General features: G+C 67.7%; 15 protein-coding genes. 6 read left to right on the top strand and 9 right to left on the bottom strand.

Features of this window, described 5'->3' with window-relative positions:
* Positions 1–31: 31 nt before the first annotated feature.
* Together C6I20_RS15700 and C6I20_RS15695 are read right to left on the bottom strand one after the other, a co-directional pair.
* Positions 32–2584, bottom strand: a complete 2553-nt coding sequence (locus C6I20_RS15700) for an ABC transporter permease (RefSeq protein WP_118397786.1) — start codon at positions 2582–2584, stop codon at positions 32–34.
* A 1-nt stretch (position 2585) separates the two neighbouring features.
* Complete coding sequence (locus tag C6I20_RS15695) at positions 2586–3344, bottom strand: ABC transporter ATP-binding protein (RefSeq protein ID WP_118397783.1); 759 nt, start codon at positions 3342–3344, stop codon at positions 2586–2588.
* A gap of 133 nt (positions 3345–3477) precedes the next feature.
* On the opposite strand from C6I20_RS15695, the gene C6I20_RS15690 reads away from it, so the two are divergent.
* Positions 3478–4053: an MOSC domain-containing protein gene (locus tag C6I20_RS15690; RefSeq protein ID WP_216822914.1), complete on the top strand. Its 576-nt coding sequence runs from the start codon at positions 3478–3480 to the stop codon at positions 4051–4053.
* A gap of 3 nt (positions 4054–4056) precedes the next feature.
* On the opposite strand, the gene C6I20_RS15685 is transcribed toward C6I20_RS15690, so the two are convergent.
* Genes C6I20_RS15685 through C6I20_RS15665 form a run of 5 tightly spaced genes read right to left on the bottom strand, consistent with a single transcriptional unit; the run spans position 4057 to position 9219 of the window.
* Positions 4057–5124 carry an aldo/keto reductase gene (locus tag C6I20_RS15685; RefSeq protein WP_118397780.1) on the bottom strand — a complete coding sequence of 356 codons (1068 nt, stop codon included), beginning with the start codon at positions 5122–5124 and terminating at the stop codon, positions 4057–4059.
* 50 nt (positions 5125–5174) lie between these two features.
* A complete protein-coding gene (locus C6I20_RS15680) occupies positions 5175–5807 on the bottom strand; it encodes a hypothetical protein (protein WP_118397777.1) in 633 nt (210 codons plus the stop codon).
* A 10-nt stretch (positions 5808–5817) separates the two neighbouring features.
* Positions 5818–6657 (bottom strand): transglutaminase family protein, encoded by an 840-nt coding sequence (locus C6I20_RS15675; RefSeq protein ID WP_118397774.1) that lies wholly within the window; start codon positions 6655–6657, stop codon positions 5818–5820.
* A 46-nt stretch (positions 6658–6703) separates the two neighbouring features.
* Positions 6704–7630, bottom strand: coding sequence for an alpha-E domain-containing protein (locus tag C6I20_RS15670; protein ID WP_118397771.1), 927 nt, complete (start codon positions 7628–7630; stop codon positions 6704–6706).
* Complete coding sequence (locus C6I20_RS15665) at positions 7624–9219, bottom strand: circularly permuted type 2 ATP-grasp protein (RefSeq protein WP_254052165.1); 1596 nt, start codon at positions 9217–9219, stop codon at positions 7624–7626. The genes C6I20_RS15670 and C6I20_RS15665 overlap by 7 nt, the downstream gene beginning before the upstream one ends.
* A gap of 139 nt (positions 9220–9358) precedes the next feature.
* Here C6I20_RS15665 and C6I20_RS15660 point away from each other — a divergent pair, with 139 nt between their 5' ends.
* The 3 genes from C6I20_RS15660 to C6I20_RS15650 all read left to right on the top strand — a co-directional run bounded on the left by C6I20_RS15660 (position 9359) and on the right by C6I20_RS15650 (position 12026).
* Positions 9359–9796, top strand: a complete 438-nt coding sequence (locus C6I20_RS15660; RefSeq protein WP_118399015.1) for an HNH endonuclease — start codon at positions 9359–9361, stop codon at positions 9794–9796.
* Between the two features lie 77 nt (positions 9797–9873).
* Positions 9874–10989: a peptidoglycan bridge formation glycyltransferase FemA/FemB family protein gene (locus C6I20_RS15655; RefSeq protein ID WP_118397768.1), complete on the top strand. Its 1116-nt coding sequence runs from the start codon at positions 9874–9876 to the stop codon at positions 10987–10989.
* Between the two features lie 2 nt (positions 10990–10991).
* Complete coding sequence (locus C6I20_RS15650; RefSeq protein ID WP_118397765.1) at positions 10992–12026, top strand: alanine racemase; 1035 nt, start codon at positions 10992–10994, stop codon at positions 12024–12026.
* On the opposite strand, the gene C6I20_RS15645 is transcribed toward C6I20_RS15650, so the two are convergent.
* Entirely contained in the window at positions 12023–14245 is a 2223-nt protein-coding gene (locus C6I20_RS15645) for a transglycosylase domain-containing protein (protein WP_118397762.1), read from the bottom strand. The genes C6I20_RS15650 and C6I20_RS15645 overlap by 4 nt on opposite strands.
* Before the next feature lie 175 nt (positions 14246–14420).
* Here C6I20_RS15645 and C6I20_RS15640 point away from each other — a divergent pair, with 175 nt between their 5' ends.
* Together C6I20_RS15640 and C6I20_RS15635 are read left to right on the top strand one after the other, a co-directional pair.
* On the top strand, positions 14421–15020 hold the full coding sequence (locus tag C6I20_RS15640) for a PadR family transcriptional regulator (protein ID WP_118397759.1): 600 nt from the start codon (positions 14421–14423) through the stop codon (positions 15018–15020).
* A gap of 21 nt (positions 15021–15041) precedes the next feature.
* Positions 15042–16121 carry an inositol-3-phosphate synthase gene (locus C6I20_RS15635; RefSeq protein ID WP_118397757.1) on the top strand — a complete coding sequence of 360 codons (1080 nt, stop codon included), beginning with the start codon at positions 15042–15044 and terminating at the stop codon, positions 16119–16121.
* A 55-nt stretch (positions 16122–16176) separates the two neighbouring features.
* On the opposite strand, the gene C6I20_RS15630 is transcribed toward C6I20_RS15635, so the two are convergent.
* Positions 16177–16773: a TetR/AcrR family transcriptional regulator gene (locus C6I20_RS15630; protein WP_162891372.1), complete on the bottom strand. Its 597-nt coding sequence runs from the start codon at positions 16771–16773 to the stop codon at positions 16177–16179.
* Between the last annotated feature and the right edge of the window lie 89 nt (positions 16774–16862).

Below are 16862 nucleotides of genomic sequence, written 5' to 3'. Positions count from 1 at the left end.
CAGATCGGCGACTCGATGGACTCGGGCTCGGTCACTCGGTCGTGATGGCCCGGAGCACGTTGAGCTTGGCCGCACGCCTGGCAGGCAGCACCGCTGCGAGGACCCCGACGAGACCGGCGACGATGACGAACACCGCGAGGCGGGTCCACGGGATCGCGAGGTCCGTGATGCCCTGGTCCGCGACGGCCTGTTGCAGCACGATGCCGAACAGCAGACCCGCTGCGATGCCGAGCAGCGCACCTAGAACTGCGATCGCGATCGCCTCGAGCCGCACCATCCGACGAAGCTGTCCGCGGCCAAGACCCACCGCTCGCAGCAGCCCGACCTCACGGGTGCGCTCGATGACGCTGAGCGCCAGCGTGTTGACGATGCCGAGCACCGCAATGATGATCGCCAGGCCGAGCAGCGCGTAGATCAGGTAGAGCAGCTGGTCGACCTGCGAGCGCTGCGCCTGGGCGAACTCTTCCTGGTTCTGCACCGTGACGGTGGGGAACGCCAGCGTCGCGGCCTCGAGCCGTTTGCCGAGTGCGACCTGGTCGACCCCGTCGTCGGCGTTGACCGCGATGGTGGAGTCGGCCCGCTGGACCTTGCCGGCAGCAACGGTCGAGAACGGCGTGATGGCGCTGGCGACGACATACGTCGAGGTGTAGGTGCCCGAAACCGTGAGCGGCACCGTGCCTGCGGCGAACCGGAGCGTGACGGTGTCGCCGACCGCGACCCCGAGGGAGTCCGCCTTGTCCTGGACCAGGGCGAGCTGGCCGTCCTGCAGCGCCGGGCCACCCGTGAGGTAGTCGATGTCGAAGATCTGTCCCAGCGCCCGGGAGTCACCAGCGGAGATGTTGATGCGATCGCCATCGATCTCGGCCGAGACGAGCTGGGTCGCAGCGACGGTACGGACACCATCGACGGCCTTGATGTCGCCCGCGATCGTCGGCGAGAACGGCTGACCGATCGCGTTGGAGACCAGGTAGTCGCTGGTGAACTCCTTCTTGACGCCGACATCGATCGACTTGTTGATCGACGCGCCCAGCACCGACATCGTGGTGACCAGGGCCAGCCCGATCATCAGCGCCGACGCGGTCGCCGCCGTGCGGCGGGGGTTGCGCAGCGAGTTCTGGGTCGCGAGCCGCCCGACCGTGCCGAACAGCCGTACGTAGACACTGCCCATCAGCACGAGCACCGGCACCGCGAGCACGGGACTCATCAGCGCGATCGCGATGAGGATCGCGAAGATCCCGAGACCGACCTGGGTGGCACCCGACGAGCCCGAGCCCATCAAGCCTGTCGTCATCAGGACAGCTCCCAGGATCGCCAGGCCGACTCCGATCGCCAGACGTCGTCGGATCGAGCCCTCGGGCAGCGCGATGTCGTCGCGCATCGCCGCAACGGGCGCGATGCGGGAGGCTCTGCGAGCCGGTAGGTAGGCCGCGAACATCGTGACCAGGACACCGACGACGTACGCGAAGACCGCCGTGCTGGTCTGGAACACCAAGGGGCTGCCGGTGAGGTCGAGACCGAAGTTGGCGAACAGGGCACGCAGCCCGGCCGCCAGCCCGAAGCCCAGGCCAAGTCCGAGGGTCGAGCCGAGCAGGCCGACGACGGCTGCCTCGACGAGGACCGATCGGGTGACCTGCCGACGCGATGCCCCGAGCGCGCGCAGCAGGGCCAGCTCGCGGCTGCGCTGCGCGACCAGGATCGAGAACGTGTTGATGATCAGGAACGTGCCGACGACCAGCGCGATCGCCGCGAAGACCAGCAGGAAGGTGTTGAGGAAGCCCAGGGCGGTGTCGACGATGCTCTTGATCTCGGCGGCCGCCTTCTTGCCCGTGATCGCCTCGGTGTCCTGGGGCAGCAGCGGCTCGATCGCGTCGACGACCTGCTGCTGGCTGAACCCGGGCTTGGCCGTGAGCCCGATGCTGGTGAAGGCGTCGGCGCCGTCCAGGAAGATGTCCTGCGCCGTGCTGGTGTCGAAGAACACCAGGCTCGCACCCGCCAGCCCACCGCCGGCGAACTCGGCATAGCCGACCAGCTTCGCCTCGACCTTGGGTTGCGCGCCCGCGGTGATCATGTCGACGGTGTCGCCGATCGCGTAGCCGGCCGAGGTCGCGGACTTCTCGTCGATCGCGACCTCACCGGGGCCGCTGGGCTCCCGGCCCTGGGCGATCAGCACGGACCGGTCGCCATTGGCATTGGGTGCGTCGCTGTAGTTGAACGCGAGCGTCGGTGCGCCCGTACCACCGAGCAGCTTGCCGTTCTTCTTGACGACGAACAGGCCCTGGCCGTCGACCGAGCCGTCGGCTCGCGCAACGCCCGGGGCGGCAGCCAGCGTCGGCACCAGCGAGGCCGGGATCTGCCGGCTGTCGATGTTGACCGCGTCGGTGAACCCGCCACCGAGGTCGAGGCCGGTCAGCCGGACCGACACATCGCTCACCGAGCCACTCACGATGTTGTCGAAGCTCTTGCCCATCGTGTCGGTGAAGATCAGCGACCCCGACAAGAAGGCGACGCCCAGCACGATCGCGAACGCGCTCAGGACCAGCCTGACCTTGCGCGCCAGCAGGTTGCGCAGCGTGACCCGCAACATCTCAGGACTCCATGGCGCGGGTCTGCAGGGCCGCCATGTGCTCCAGCACCGACTCGGCAGTCGGCGATCGCATCTCGTCGACGACCAGCCCGTCGGCGAGGAAGATGACCCGGTCGGTGTAGGACGCCGCGATCGGATCGTGCGTGACCATCACGATGGTCTGGCCGAACTCGCTGGCGCTGCGGCGCAGGAAGCCCAGCACCTCGGCACTCGAGATCGAGTCCAGGTTGCCGGTGGGCTCGTCGGCGAAGACGATCGACGGCCGGCTGACCAGCGCGCGTGCGCAGGCCACCCGCTGCTGCTGGCCGCCGGACATCTCGTGGGGCCGGTGCCGCAGGCGGTCGCGCAGGCCGACCGTGTCGACTACGGTGTCGAACCACTCGGCGTCCGGTTTGCGCCCGGCGATCGACAGCGGGAGCAGGATGTTCTCCTCGGCGCTCAGCGTCGGCACCAGGTTGAACGCCTGGAACACGAAGCCGACCCGGTCGCGCCGCAGCTCGGTCAGCGCCTTGTCCTTGAGGCTCGACAGCTCGACGTCGCCGATGTGCACCGTGCCGGCGGTCGGGTTGTCGAGCGCGGCCATGCAGTGCATCAGCGTGGACTTGCCCGAGCCGGAGGGACCCATGACGGCGGTGAACTCACCGGCATAGATCTCGACGCTCACCCCGGCCAGTGCGCGGACCTCAGCGTCGTCCTCGCCGTAGACCTTGGTGAGATCGGTGGTCCGGGCGGCGACGGTGCGGACTGATGTCTCGGTCATGCGGTCTCCTGGGTCGGATCGGCTCGTGTCAGACCACGTTATCCGTGGGTGCGGACCACGACGCTGAAGGTTTGTCCCGTCCTGACCCTGACATCTGCGCCGGAGGGGACGCCCCCACGAGTACCGTCGAGGCGTGGAGCTCGAGATCGTGACGCTGCTGGTCTCGCGCGTCCGCCGCTACGACGGGCGTCCCGCTGACGGTCCCGAGCCGTATGACGTCCCATCCGAGATCGTCGACCGGGTCCGCGTGCGGGCGCACAAGGGGTTGGTCGGTGACCGCTACTTCGGCACCCGGTTCGCCTTCGCAGCGGTCACGTTGCTCGCCGCGGAGAGCATCGAGCGGCTGGAGCAGGAGATCGCCGGCGAGGGACTGTTCCCGGCCGCCGCGACACCATTCGAACCCGCGCTGGCGCGACGCAACATCGTGACCCGCGGGCTCGACGTCGACGCACTGGCCCGCACGACATTCACTCTCGACGGCGGTCACGGACCGATCCGGTTCCGTTGCATGACACCAGCCAACCCGTGCGCGTGGATGAACACGGTCTACGCGCCCGGCGCGCACCAGGCGCTGCGTGGCCACGCCGGCGTCCGGTGCGAACCGTTGGACGACGGGGAGCTGGAGGTCGGGACCGCCAGGATCACCGACATCGTGCCGATCCCACCGGAGGAGCTGACCCGGCGGATCAGGGCGGCGCCGACCAGCTGACCGTCAGACCTGCGAGCTCGGCGCCCACAGGTTGATGCCGGCCTCGCCGGCGTACGTGTCGATGTCGGCGAGCTCCTCGTCGGTGAAGTCGACCCGCCCGGCCGCCGCGAGGTTCTCGTCGAGCTGCTCGACCGACGAGACACCGATCAGGGCCGACGTGACGCCACCGGGTCGCAGGGTCCACGAGATCGCCATCTGGGCGAGGGTCTGGTCGCGCTTCTTGGCAATCGCGGCGAGCCCCTTGAGCCGTTTGCGGTTGTCCTCGCTGGCCATCGAGGAATTGAACGAGCCGCGGTCCTGCGAGCGCTCGGGGTCGGAGCTCTCGACGTAGCGGTCCGACAGCAGGCCCTGGGCCAACGACCCGAAGCCGATCGAGCCGACGCCGTGCTCGGCCAGGACCGTCGTCAGGCCCTCCTCGATCCAGCGGTTGACCAGCGAGTAGGACGGCTGGTGGATCACGATCGGCGTCCCGAAGTCCTCGGCGATCGCGACCGCCTCGGCGGTGCGCTCCGGCGAGTACGACGAGATGCCGGCGTAACGGGCCTTGCCCGTACGCACCGCGGTGTCGAGCGCGCCGATGGTCTCTTCCAGCGGCGTGTCGGGATCGGCGCGGTGGGAGTAGAAGATGTCGACGTAGTCAACCGACATGCGCTCCAGCGAGGCGTCCAGGCTCGCGAGCAGGTACTTCCGCGAGCCACGGTCGCCGTAGGGCCCGGGCCACATGTCGTAGCCGGCCTTGGTCGACAGGATCAGCTCGTCGCGGTACGGCTTGAAGTCCGTACGCATCATCCGGCCGAAGTTCTCCTCCGCCGAGCCGTACGGCGGGCCGTAGTTGTTGGCCAGGTCGAAGTGTGTGATGCCACGGTCGAAGGCGTGGCGCAGGACGGCCCGCTGGTTGTCGAAGGGGAAGTTGTCGCCAAAGTTCCACCACAGGCCCAGCGAGAGCGGCGGCAGCAGCAGACCAGACCGACCGACCCGCCGATAGTCCCAGTGGGTGTAGCGATCCGCTGCCGCGACGTAGGGCTGGTGGAGCTCGGGGACGGGATCTGCGAAGGAGGCGCTGTCGGTCATGGTGTCCACGCTAGCCGGGGACCGGGCAGACGCGAGTCGGGGAGACCTGGTCAGCCCGTCGACCGGGCGGCGGCCAGCACCGTCGGATCGGACACGCCAGGCCACGTGCCGACCAGCTCGTGCTCGCCGAGGACCGAGGAGCCGGCGCCGATGACCCGGCGCACGACGATCTCGGCGACCGAGGTGACCACGACGGTGGTCTCGTCTTCGTCACGGACGTCGACCAGGCCGACCGTGCCGAGCTTGGTCAGGAGCCCGCTGCCCTTGACCCGGGCCGTGGGCTCGGCCGATGAGCGGTGACCGTGGTCGTCGATCTCGATCGCGGCCTGGGTGCCGCCCGTGAGGATCGCGGCGGCGAGGGTCTGCGCATAGACCGGGTCGCCGCACGCGTCGTAGACCCAGCGATCTCCCAGTACCGAGTGCTGCATCGTGCCGACGAGCCACTCGTCGGCACCGGCCAGCGGCGCGCCCCGATAGGTCAACGGCACTTGGTACGTCGGGCCATCCGGTCCGCGGACCAGGTGGGTCTCGACGCCGACCTCGCCATCGGGGTCGTCGAATCGGTAGGCCCCGATCGACTCCAGCCCGGCAGGGTCGCCGGAGAACCAGGAACGGGTCGGGAGCCAGCCGAAAATCAGCTCGATCTTCGACGGGGTCAGCTGGGCTGCGTACAGGAGTGCCATGGGCCCGACGCTAGCGCAGGCGGGTGATCTCGACGCCGACGAACAGCTGGGAGCCGCCCGAGGTCGAGAAGATTCCGCGCAGCGGTGGGCTGTCGCCGTAGTCGCGGCCCTTCGCCACGACGACGTGACGTGGACCGGAGGTGATCGCATTGGTCGGGTCCCAGCCGACCCATTCGCCGTCCCACCACTCGATCCATGCGTGGGACTCGCCCTCGACCGCCTCACCGATCTCCGGATCGGGCGACGGATGCAAGTAGCCCGAGACGTAGCGGGCGGGGATCCGCGCCTCCCGCAGGACACCGAGGGTCAGGTGGGCGAAGTCCTGGCACACGCCGGTCTGCGCCTCCCAGGCATCGGCCGCGGTCGTCGTGACCTCGGTGCTGCCCGGGACGTACGCGACCCGCTCGTGCAGGAAGCGCGTCGCCGCCATGGCGTAGTCGCTGGGACTGGCCGCAGCCTCACGGTGCGGTCGCAGCTCCTCGAGCAGGGCGGGTGACGGTGAGACCCACTGGGACAGCTCGAGAAACTCGCACCACTCGTCCTGCACGGCCTTGAGCTCGTCCCAGGTCACGCCGTGCGGCTTGGGTGGGACCTCCTGGGTCTCGACCGTCGAGGTCGCGACGACGGTCAGCTCGGCGTGCGGGTCGTGGACCTCGAACGATGTGACGGTCGTGCCCCAGTAGTCGCGGTACTCATAGCTCCACGGCGTCGGCGAGATCTCTAGCCGCGACCGCAGGACGTACTGCTCGGACGTGGTCATGGGAGTCATCCGCGCCTCGTTGAACGACGCGACGGCACCCTTTTCGTACTGGTAGCCGGTCGTGTGCCGGATCCGCATCTGCATGCTCATGCGGGACCTCCGGCAGCGTGCGAGCGATCAGTTCTCTGGTGCGAGCTCACAGCAGGACCCCGCCTCTCCACGTGTGTTCCTCGTACTCGGCGAAGTAGCGTGCCGTGACGGCATCGCTTGCAGCGGCGCAGCTGCGCTGCAGCCGCTCCATCTCGACCGGCAGGTCGAAGACGATGTCCGCGAGCGGGCGATATTCCAACTCGGTGCGGGCCCGGCCGAGCAGGCGCTGCGCCTCGTCGCTGAAGCCCGAGCGCTGGCCGCTCCGCTCGAGCTTGGTCAGTGCCTTCTCGGCCTGCGCCAGCGAGGACACGATCGAACGGGGGAACCAGCGGTCCAGCAGCAGGAACTCGGCGGCCTGGCGATCGGCCTCGATACCGCGATAGGCGCGGATGAACGACTCGTACGCTCCGCACGCGCGCAACGTGGTCGGCCAGGCAACCTGTGGACCCGAGGCCAGAGCCGCGGTCGACATCAGTCGCGCCGTCATGTCGACGCGCTCGATGCTTCGGCCGAGCATGTAGAACTGCCAGCCCTCATCGCGCGACATCGTCGAGTCGGCGATGCCGGAGATCATTGCGGTGCGGTTGCGGACCCACGCGAACATGTCCGGCGAGCGCATCGCGCGCGCCGCCGGCAGGCCGCGCCACGTCGTGTTGATCGCGGCCCAGATATCGGTCGACAACGTCTCGCGGGCGCGGCGCGCGCTCTCCCGGGAGGCGCCGATCGCGGCCGCGATGGATACCGGGGAGTCGGCGTTGTGCGCCAGCAGGTCCAGGATCATCCAGCGGTTGGGGTTGCCCGTGTAGCTCTCGACGCCCATGACGGACAGCAGCTGTTCGCAGGAGGTGCGCTCGTCCATGCCGGGGTCTTCGATCAGGACCTGCATCTGCACGTCGAGGATGCGGGCGGTGTCATCGGCCCGCTCGAGGTAGCGGCCGATCCAGAACAGCGACTGCGCGATACGGCTCAGCATGTCGGTCCTCCGTCGTGCTGCTGTTGTTGCTGCTGCTCCTGCTCCTGCACGTGGAGTCCACCGGACTCACCGTCGATCGCGGGTCCTGCGGACTGCGGGGTTCCAGCGACCATGCTCGCGGTCGGCGCGACCTCGCCCTCGTCGTCGGGATCGGTCGGGCTCGCCATGACCCAGGTGTCCTTGGAGCCGCCGCCACGGCTGGAGTTGACGATCAGCTCGCCTTCCGGGAGCGCGACCCGGGTCAGCCCACCGGGGAGGACGAACACGTCGTCGCCGTCGTGCACCGCGAACGGCCGTAGGTCGACGTGCCGCGGACGGATTCCGTCCTCGACAAGCGTCGGGACGGTCGACAACGAGATGACCGGTTGCGCGATCCACGCGCGGGGGTCAAGCAGGATCTTGCCGCGCAGTTCGTCCAGCTCGTCCTTCGATGCGGCCGGCCCGATCACGATGCCCTTGCCGCCGGAGCCGTCGACGGGCTTGAGCACCAGCTCGTCGAGTCGGTCCAGGACCTCTTCGCGCTGGTCGGCCTCACCCATCCGCCAGGTGTCGACGTTGCGCAGGATCGGCTCCTCCGACAGGTAGTAACGGATCAGGTCAGGCACGTAGGTATAGAGGAGCTTGTCATCGGCGACACCGTTGCCGACGGCGTTGGCGATCGTGACGTGACCGGCGCGGGCGGCGTTGATGATGCCCGGGACTCCCAGCGCGGAGTCCGCCCGGAACTGCACCGGGTCGAGGAACTCGTCGTCGATGCGCCGGTAGATCACGTCGACCGGCTCGAGGCCGTTGGTCGTGCGCATCATGACCCGGCCCGAGCGGCACACCAGGTCTCGGCCCTCGACGAGCTCGACGCCCATCGTGCGGGCCAGCAAGGTGTGCTCGAAGTAGGCCGAGTTGTAGACACCCGGCGTCAACACGACGACGGTCGGATCGTGGACGCCGGCCGGCGCGGCCTTGCGCAGTGCTGCGAGCAGCTGCTGTGAGTACTGCGACACGGGCCGGATGCGGTGATCCGCGAAGACTTCGGGCAGCGCGGCGGACAGCGCGCGGCGGTTGGTCATGACGTACGAGACGCCCGAGGGGACCCGCACGTTGTCCTCGAGGACCCGGAAGTCTCCGTTGCCGTCGCGGATCAGGTCGACTCCGGCGACGTGGACCCGCACACCGTTGGCGGGCTCGAGGCCGGCCACGACGCGGTGGTAGTGCGGGGAGGTCATGACGGTCGCACGAGGGACCACACCATCGGCGAACAATTCGCCGGGGCCATACGCATCGGCGAGGAAAGCCTCGAGCGCCAACACCCGCTGGCGGACCCCGCGCTCGACGTGCTCCCAGTCGGCCGCCTCGATCAGGCGCGGGACGATGTCGAGCGGGAACGGCCGCTCCTCACCCTCGACGCCGAACGTGACGCCCTGCTCAAGATAGGACGAGGCCAGCGAGTCGGCCCGCAGCCGCACCTCGTCGGCGCCCATCGTGTCGAAGGACTCGTGCACCTGGCCGTAGTTGGACCGGACCGCACCGTCCTGGAACATCTCGTCGAAGCCCACCACGGGTCCGTAACCGTCGAAGAGCTCTGGTGTGTCCACAGCGTCCACCGTAGGTCAGATTCGTCGTTGGCGTGTTTCGGCGAGCATCCGGCCCTGCGGCCGGAGCACTTTTCGGGCGAGACTTCAGCCAATGTGGGGAATCGGCGGCTACGCTTTCGCTCAGAAAGGGGCCGCACCGATGAGCGATGCGTATGTCTTGGTGCTCAACGCGAGCTATGAGCCCCTGCAGCGCGTCTCCATGCGGCACGCGATCAAGATGCTGGTTCGCCAGGTCGCCGTCATCGAGGAGGAGGCCGGTGGATCGTTCGGCCCATTCCCCGTGCCCAAGGTCCTGCGCCTGGTTCGCTACGTCGTGACCCGCTGGCGGCACCGCCGGCCACGCCTGTGCACCAAGAGCGCGATCAAGGCCCGCGACCGGATGTGCGCGTATTGCGGAGGACAGGCCGAGACGGTCGACCACGTCGTACCACGCAGCCGGGGTGGGGCCTTGACGTGGGAGAACGCAGTCGCCGCGTGCCTGCGGTGCAACCATCGCAAGGCCGATCGCACCCCGGCCGAGGCCGGCATGGCGCTCCTCCTGACCCCTCGTCAGCCGAAGTTCGTCGTCGTCGCGTGAGGTCGGTCCAGCCTTGTGGAGCGGCCGCGCCTCGCGAGCGGCATGGACTCGCCGCCGGTTGGTAGCGTGACCTGGTGATGTCAGCACTCGTGGTCCGGCCCATCAGCACACCGGAACACCTCGCCTTCGTGCGAAGTCGGCCCTCCGTGAGCTTCCTGCAGACCCCTGCGTGGGCGACAGTCAAGAACGAGTGGCGCGGCGAGTCGATCGGCTGGTTCGACGGCGTCACGCTCGTGGGTGCCGCACTGGTGCTCTACCGCCAACTGCCCCGGCTAAAGCGTTATCTGGCCTACCTTCCCGAGGGCCCGGACATCGACTGGACCGACGGCGACCTCGCCCGCTGGCTCACCCCGCTCGCGGCGCACCTCAAGAGTCAGGGTGCCTTCGGCATCCGCATGGGCCCACCGGTCGTGACCCGCCGCTGGCACGCCGCCACGATCAAGCAGGCGATCGCCGATCCCGTGCTGACGACGCTGTCCGCCGTCCCCGCCGACGAGAGCGACAGCGAGGCACTCGAGGTCGCCGCGGCGCTGGGGCGGCTGGGTTGGAAGGAGATCGGCACGGAGGGCGGCTTCTCCGCCGGCCAGCCCAAGTTCAACTTCCAGATCCCCCTGTCCGGCCGGGACGAGCAGGACCTCCTCGCCGGCATGAACCAGCAGTGGCGCCGCAACATCAAGAAGGCCGCCAAGGCGGGCGTCGAGGTGACCCGCGGGTCCCGCGCCGATCTCGCCGACTTCCACCGGGTCTACTCAGAGACCGCCGAGCGCGATCACTTCACCCCGCGTCCGCTGCCGTACTTCGAGCGCATGTGGGACGCGCTCACCGCCGAGGAACCCGATCGGCTGCTGCTCTACCTGGCGCGTCACGACGGTGATCTCGTCGCCGCGACGACGATGGTCCGGGTCGGTTCCCACGCCTGGTACTCCTACGGCGCGTCGACCACCGAGAAGCGCGACGTCCGCGGGTCGAACGCCATCCAGTGGCAGATGATCCGGGACGCGCGAGAGGCCGGCGCCTCGGCGTACGACATGCGCGGCATCACCGAGACGCTGGACCCCGACGACCCGCACGTCGGCCTGATCCAGTTCAAGGTCGGCACCGGCGGTGAAGCCGTCGAGTATCTCGGTGAGTGGGATCTGCCGCTCAACCGCGCGCTGTATCTCGGCTTCACCACATATCTGAAGAGGCGATGACGGTGGCCTTCGATCTGGAAGTCGACGCTGAACGCTGGCGCCGTGGGCTTCGCGCCCTGGTCGAGCACACGCCCGGCATCGTCCCGGTCATCAAGGGCAACGGCTACGGCTTCGGACGTGACCGGCTCGCCGTCGAGTCCACCGAGCTGGGCCTCGACACCATCGCGGTCGGCACGTACGCCGAGGTGCCCGCCGCGCTTGCCGCCTTCGGTGGCGATGTCATGGTGCTGACCCCGTGGCGGCCGTTCTTCACCGATGTCGTGCTCGACGACCGGGTCATCCACACCGTTGGTCGGGTCGAGGACATCGCTGCCCTGTCCGCCGGCGCCGGATCGGGCTCGCGTGTGCTGGTCGAGGGCGAGACCTCGATGTCCCGGCATGGTCTGGACCGGCACGAGCTGGCCGCCGCCGTCGCCGCGCTCGGCGACCTCCGGGTCGAGGGATTCGCGATCCACCTACCGATGGCAGGCAGCAATCTCGGTGAGGCCGAGCGGTGGGCCGCTGCCCTCGAGGCGTCGCAGGTCGAGACGACGACGTTCTACGTCTCGCACCTGACCCCGGCAGAGCTCACGATCCTGTGTGAGCGTCGCCCCAACCTCGACGTCCGTCCCCGGATCGGCACGTCACTGTGGCTCGGCGACCTGGGCGCCCTGTCGGTGCGCGCGACGGTCCTGGACACCCATCTGGTCGCCCGCGGCGAACGCGTCGGCTATCGCCAGCGGCCCATGCCGCGCGACGGCTTCCTGCTGGTCATCTCCGGTGGCACGAGCCACGGCATCGCACTCGAGGCGCCCAAGGCGACTGCTGGCGTCGTCCAGCGCGGCAAATCGCTGGCCAAGGGCGGACTCGAGGCGGCCGGCTTCTCGTTGTCACCGTTCACGATCGATGGCAAACAGCGATGGTTCGCCGAACCACCACACATGCAGGCCAGCATGATCTTCCTGCCGGCGAACGCGCGTGCCCCGCAGGTCGGTGACCGCGTCGACGTCGCGGTGCGATTCACCACCGCGACGTTCGACGCCGTCAACCTGCGCTAACCGCCCAGAATTCCGCCGGGTTTCGGCTTCGGAGCCGGCTCAGTCGTCGCAGTCGGAGTCGGAGTCGGAGTCGGAGTCGGAGTCGGAGTCGGCGTCGGCGTCGGCGTCGGCGTCGGCTTGGCGACGCACTTGGTCTTCGCGTCGTTGAGCTCCTGGCTCTTGCTGCACTTGGGCGGCGGCGGCTTGTAGACCGTGCCCTTGTCACTCTTGAGGTTGGCCGGCGTCGGGAACGAGCCGCAGTCGGTGCCCTGCAGCGCGGCATTCATGTACGCCTGGAAGGTCTGCGCCGGGATCCCGCCGCCGTAGAAGGTTGGCAGCATGTAGCCCTCGAGGTCACCGTTGCCGAACTTGCCCCGGTTGTACATCACGACGGTGGCGAGCTTCGGCGTGTAGCCCGCGAACCACGACGACGACACATGCTGGTCATTGTCGGCGCCGGCCGTGGCCGTGCCGGTCTTGCCGGCCGTCGGGCAGACAGTCCGCGCCCGCGAACCGGTGCCGGCCGCGCCGGAGTTGACGACCTTCTGCATCGCCGAGATGGTGTCGGCGGCGACATCCTCGGGGATCGTCTGCTCACTCTTGTTCTTGTGCTTGTGCAGGGTCTTGCCGCGGTCGTCCTTGACCGTCTGGATGACGTACCAGTCGGCGCGCTTGCCGCCCGCGGCGAGTGTCGCGTAGGCGTTGGCCATGTCGACCGGTGGCACCGGGAAGTAGCCCAGCGGAGTCACCAACGGAGGACCGCCGGCCTGGTCCTTGATCTTGTCCACGATCGAGGCGGGCACACCCGCCTGGACCGCGGCATCGAGGGTCTTGGTCGGCCCATCGGTCATCTGGTCCATCAGATCGACGAAGGCGGTGTTGATCGACTTCTGCGCCGCAACCTCCAGTGGGACCGAGCCGAAGGACTGACCGCCGCTGTCACCCTGGTTCTCCGTGACCTGCTTGCCATCGATGATCAGGGGCGACGATCCGTTGAGCTTGGTCTTGAGGCTGTAGCCGTCCTCGAGCGCGGCGACGACGGCGAACGCCTTGAACGTCGATCCGGGCTGCGTGCCATTGGTCGCCCAGTTGAACTGGTTGTCGACGTAGTCCCGGCCGGCGTACATCGCCTGCACTGCACCCGTCCCGGGCTTGACCGACACGAGCGACTGGTGCAGCTCCTCGGCGCCACTCGGCCGGAGGTCCTTGACCGCCTTGACCGCGGCCTTCTGACGGTCGTAGTTGAACGTCGTCACGATCCGGAGACCGCCGCCGTCGACCTGCTGGGCGTCGAACTCCAGGTCGTCCATCTGGCGCTTGACCAGATCGAGGAGGTAGCCCTTGGAGCCGCTGAACTTGTTGATGTCCCGCTTCTTGGCAAACTTCGGCAGCTTGTCGCTGTACTTCGCGGACTCGTCGGCCGTGATCGCACCGGACTTGACCATGCCGGCCAGGACGTAGCGGAAGCGCGGCCCGATCCGGTCCTCGGCGCCCTCGGCGTACGGGTCGTAGTAGGTGGGGCTGTTGATGATCGTCGCGAGCACCGCTGACTCGGCGTAGTCGAGCTCGGAGGCAGGCTTGTCGAAGTACGTCTTGGAGGCGACCTCGACGCCGTAGGCGCCGTTGCCGAAGTAGATCGTGTTGAGGTAGCCCTCGAGGATGTCCTTCTTCTCCAGCTGGTTGTGGATCTTGATCGACAGGATCGCTTCCTTGACCTTGCGGCTGTAGGAGCGCTCCTGTGTGAGGTACAGGATCTTGACGTACTGCTGGGTGATCGTCGAGCCGCCACCCTGGATCGTGCCGCTCGTCGCGTTGTTGCGCGCCGCCCGGATGATTCCCTTGATGTCGATCCCGCGGTTGGTGTAGAACGTGCGGTCCTCGGCGGCGATCGCTGCGGCCTGCATCGAGGCCGGGATGTCCGAGATCGTGATGCTCTCGCGGTCCTGCTGGGCGAAGGTGCCGAGCTGGTGCTTGCCGTCGGAGTAGTAGACCTTGGTCGTCTGCGTCTGGAAGGCCGCGTTGGCATCCGGGATCGAGATCGCCCGATACAGGATGAAGAACGTGGCCGCACCGGACAGGAGCCCGAGCACGCCGAGGAAGGCGAACCACCTGATGGTCCCGAGCCACCATGGACCGTTGCCACCGATCTTGCGGGCGAGTGTCCTGAGTCGTCCGTTGCGCTGCGCTTTCGCGCGCGAGGGCTTCCTGCGCTGAGTTGCCAAGGGTCCGTATACCTCCATCGGGATCCCGGGATCGGATCCTCCAACGTCCAAGTGTGCCGAACCTACCTGAGTATTGGTTAATCGAACTGCGCTCCGTGTCGCGCGTCACGAGGGCGGGGGTATTACCGATACACCGATTCGATGTATCGTTCCGATATACGAACAAACGGCATACTTTGTCAGGACAGGTCAGATGACACGACGCGGCGCGGCACTCGAGGTAGCAGTCCTCGGACTGCTCCACGATGCCCCGATGCACGGCTACGAGCTGCGCAAGCAGGTCAACGCCCTGCTTGGCTGGGGTCGCGTCCTGTCCTACGGCACGCTCTATCCGTGCCTCAAGGCTCTCGGCAAGTCCGGCTACATCGTGGCCGACGAGACCGAGGACCCCGAGGCACGGGGACGTCGGGCAAAGATCGTCTACCAGCTCACAGCCGAAGGCAAGGAACACTTTGCCCAGGCACTCGAGGACTCCGGTCCCTCGACGTGGGACGACGAGACGTTCGGCGTCCGGTTCGCGTTCTTCGCGCGCACCGACGCCGCCTCGAGGGTTCGCATCCTGGAGGGGCGTAGAAGCCGGCTCGAGGAACGCCTCGACAACGTTCGCCAGGCAGGTCAGCGCAAGCGGGACCGGGTCGACTCCTACACATTGGAGCTGCAACGGCACGGTCTGGAGTCCGTCGAGCGTGAAGTGAAGTGGTTGACCGAGTTGATCGACCGCGAAAGGTCGGGCGGCTATCCCGACGAGCAGGACAGCACGACCAGTACAGACAACAACACCACCGAGAAGTGACACGAGAATGAAGGAGAACCCATGGGTTCGATACGCGTAGCAATTGTGGGTGTGGGCAACTGCGCCACGTCTCTGATCCAGGGCGTCGAGTACTACAAGGACGCTGACCCCGAGGGCAACGTCCCCGGGCTCATGCACGTCAAGTTCGGCGAGTACCACGTCAACGACATCGAGTTCGTTGCCGCGTTCGACGTCGACGCCAAGAAGGTCGGCTTCGACCTCTCCGAAGCGACCCAGGCCAGCGAGAACAACACCATCAAGATCGCCGACGTCGCGCCGACCGGCATCATCGTCCAGAAGGGCAACACGCTCGACGGGCTCGGCAAGTACTACCGCGAGACGATCGAGGAGTCGGACGCTCCGGCGGTCGACGTCGCGCAGGTCCTCAAGGACACCAAGGCCGACGTCCTGGTCTCCTACCTCCCGGTTGGGTCCGAAGAGGCCGACAAGTTCTACGCGCAGTGCGCGATCGACTCGAAGGTCGCGTTCGTCAACGCGCTGCCCGTCTTCATCGCCTCCGACCCCGAGTGGGCCAAGAAGTTCGAGGACGCCGGCGTCGCGATAATTGGCGACGACATCAAGAGCCAGGTCGGCGCCACCATCACGCACCGCGTGATGGCCAAGCTGTTCCAGGACCGCGGCGTCGTCCTCGACCGGACGTACCAGCTCAACGTCGGCGGCAACATGGACTTCAAGAACATGCTCGAGCGTGATCGTCTTGAGTCCAAGAAGATCTCCAAGACCCAGGCCGTGACGTCGAACATCGACCACGACCTCGGTGCCAAGAACGTGCACATCGGCCCGAGCGACTACGTCCAGTGGCTCGACGACCGCAAGTGGGCGTACGTCCGCCTCGAGGGTCGCGCGTTCGGAGACGTCCCACTCAACCTCGAGTACAAGCTCGAGGTCTGGGACTCGCCCAACTCGGCCGGCATCATCATCGACGCGATCCGTGCGGCGAAGATCGCCAAGGACCGCGGCATCGGCGGCGCACTGCTGTCGGCCTCGTCGTACCTGATGAAGTCCCCCCCGGAGCAGCGTCCCGACGACCTCGGTCGCGAGATGCTGGAGAAGTACATCCGCGGAGAAGTCGAGCGCTAGGCACTGACGCAAGCACGACTCTGGAGGGCCGGTTCCGTGAGGAGCCGGCCCTTCGTCATGCCTGCAGCAGGACGCCGATCGACTTACGCATGAAGTCCTCCGCGTCGACCGCGGAAAGGCCCAGGTCGTCCCGCACCATCGCCCAGGTGGGCCAGCTCGAGGTGACGACCAGAGCCGCGCGCAGGAAGTCACGGCGATCTCCGGCAGCGCTGAGCTCCGTCGCGAAGACCGCCTCGACATCGGCCACGACCCGGTCGACGTGCTGGCGGCGGCTGGCCCGCAACGCCTCGGAGAACGGCTCACCCAGGCGCGCCGAACGGGCCGCCGGCGCGATGTTCTCCAGACGGGACGCCCGCATCCGGCAATAGGCCTTGATCCTCCGCGCCTGCGACTGGCCGGAATCGATCTTGGTGCGTAGCTCCTCGTCGAGTGCGAGCCAGTAGCCGGTCGTCTCGACCAGCAGAGCCTCGAGGTCCTTGAAGTTGAGCCACAGCGTCCGCAGGGAGATGCCGGCCCGGTCTGCGATGACCTTGCCGGTCGGCTTGAGCACTCCCTCACGCAGCAGCGCGGTGTGCGCGGCCACGATGGACTCCCGGGTCCGTTCGCCGCGCGCGATCCGTCCGTCGGTGTTGTGCTTGCGCCCATCCGTCACCCGGTCCACCCCCTGCCCGCCGAAACATCAATCGCGATCAGGTGTTGACCTCGACGCGATCAACCTACACTGTAGGTGCATGTATTTGG

Source organism: Aeromicrobium sp. A1-2 (assembly GCF_003443875.1).
Taxonomy (GTDB): Bacteria; Actinomycetota; Actinomycetes; order Propionibacteriales; family Nocardioidaceae; genus Aeromicrobium.
The sequence above is the reverse complement of the archived record's forward strand: the minus strand, read 5'-3'. Positions and strand labels throughout refer to the sequence as shown.

Excerpts from the sequence above, each read along its gene's own strand:
- C6I20_RS15700 (WP_118397786.1), bottom strand. The coding sequence starts at position 2,584 with ATGTTGCGGGTCACGCTGCGCAACCTGCTGGCGCGCAAGGTCAGGCTG.
- C6I20_RS15660 (WP_118399015.1), top strand. The coding sequence starts at position 9,359 with ATGAGCGATGCGTATGTCTTGGTGCTCAACGCGAGCTATGAGCCCCTG.
- C6I20_RS15695 (WP_118397783.1), bottom strand. The coding sequence starts at position 3,344 with ATGACCGAGACATCAGTCCGCACCGTCGCCGCCCGGACCACCGATCTC.
- C6I20_RS15675 (WP_118397774.1), bottom strand. The coding sequence starts at position 6,657 with ATGAGCATGCAGATGCGGATCCGGCACACGACCGGCTACCAGTACGAA.
- C6I20_RS15680 (WP_118397777.1), bottom strand. The coding sequence starts at position 5,807 with ATGGCACTCCTGTACGCAGCCCAGCTGACCCCGTCGAAGATCGAGCTG.
- C6I20_RS15685 (WP_118397780.1), bottom strand. The coding sequence starts at position 5,124 with ATGACCGACAGCGCCTCCTTCGCAGATCCCGTCCCCGAGCTCCACCAG.
- C6I20_RS15655 (WP_118397768.1), top strand. The coding sequence starts at position 9,874 with ATGTCAGCACTCGTGGTCCGGCCCATCAGCACACCGGAACACCTCGCC.
- C6I20_RS15670 (WP_118397771.1), bottom strand. The coding sequence starts at position 7,630 with ATGCTGAGCCGTATCGCGCAGTCGCTGTTCTGGATCGGCCGCTACCTC.
- C6I20_RS15645 (WP_118397762.1), bottom strand. The coding sequence starts at position 14,245 with ATGGAGGTATACGGACCCTTGGCAACTCAGCGCAGGAAGCCCTCGCGC.
- C6I20_RS15640 (WP_118397759.1), top strand. The coding sequence starts at position 14,421 with ATGACACGACGCGGCGCGGCACTCGAGGTAGCAGTCCTCGGACTGCTC.
- C6I20_RS15635 (WP_118397757.1), top strand. The coding sequence starts at position 15,042 with ATGGGTTCGATACGCGTAGCAATTGTGGGTGTGGGCAACTGCGCCACG.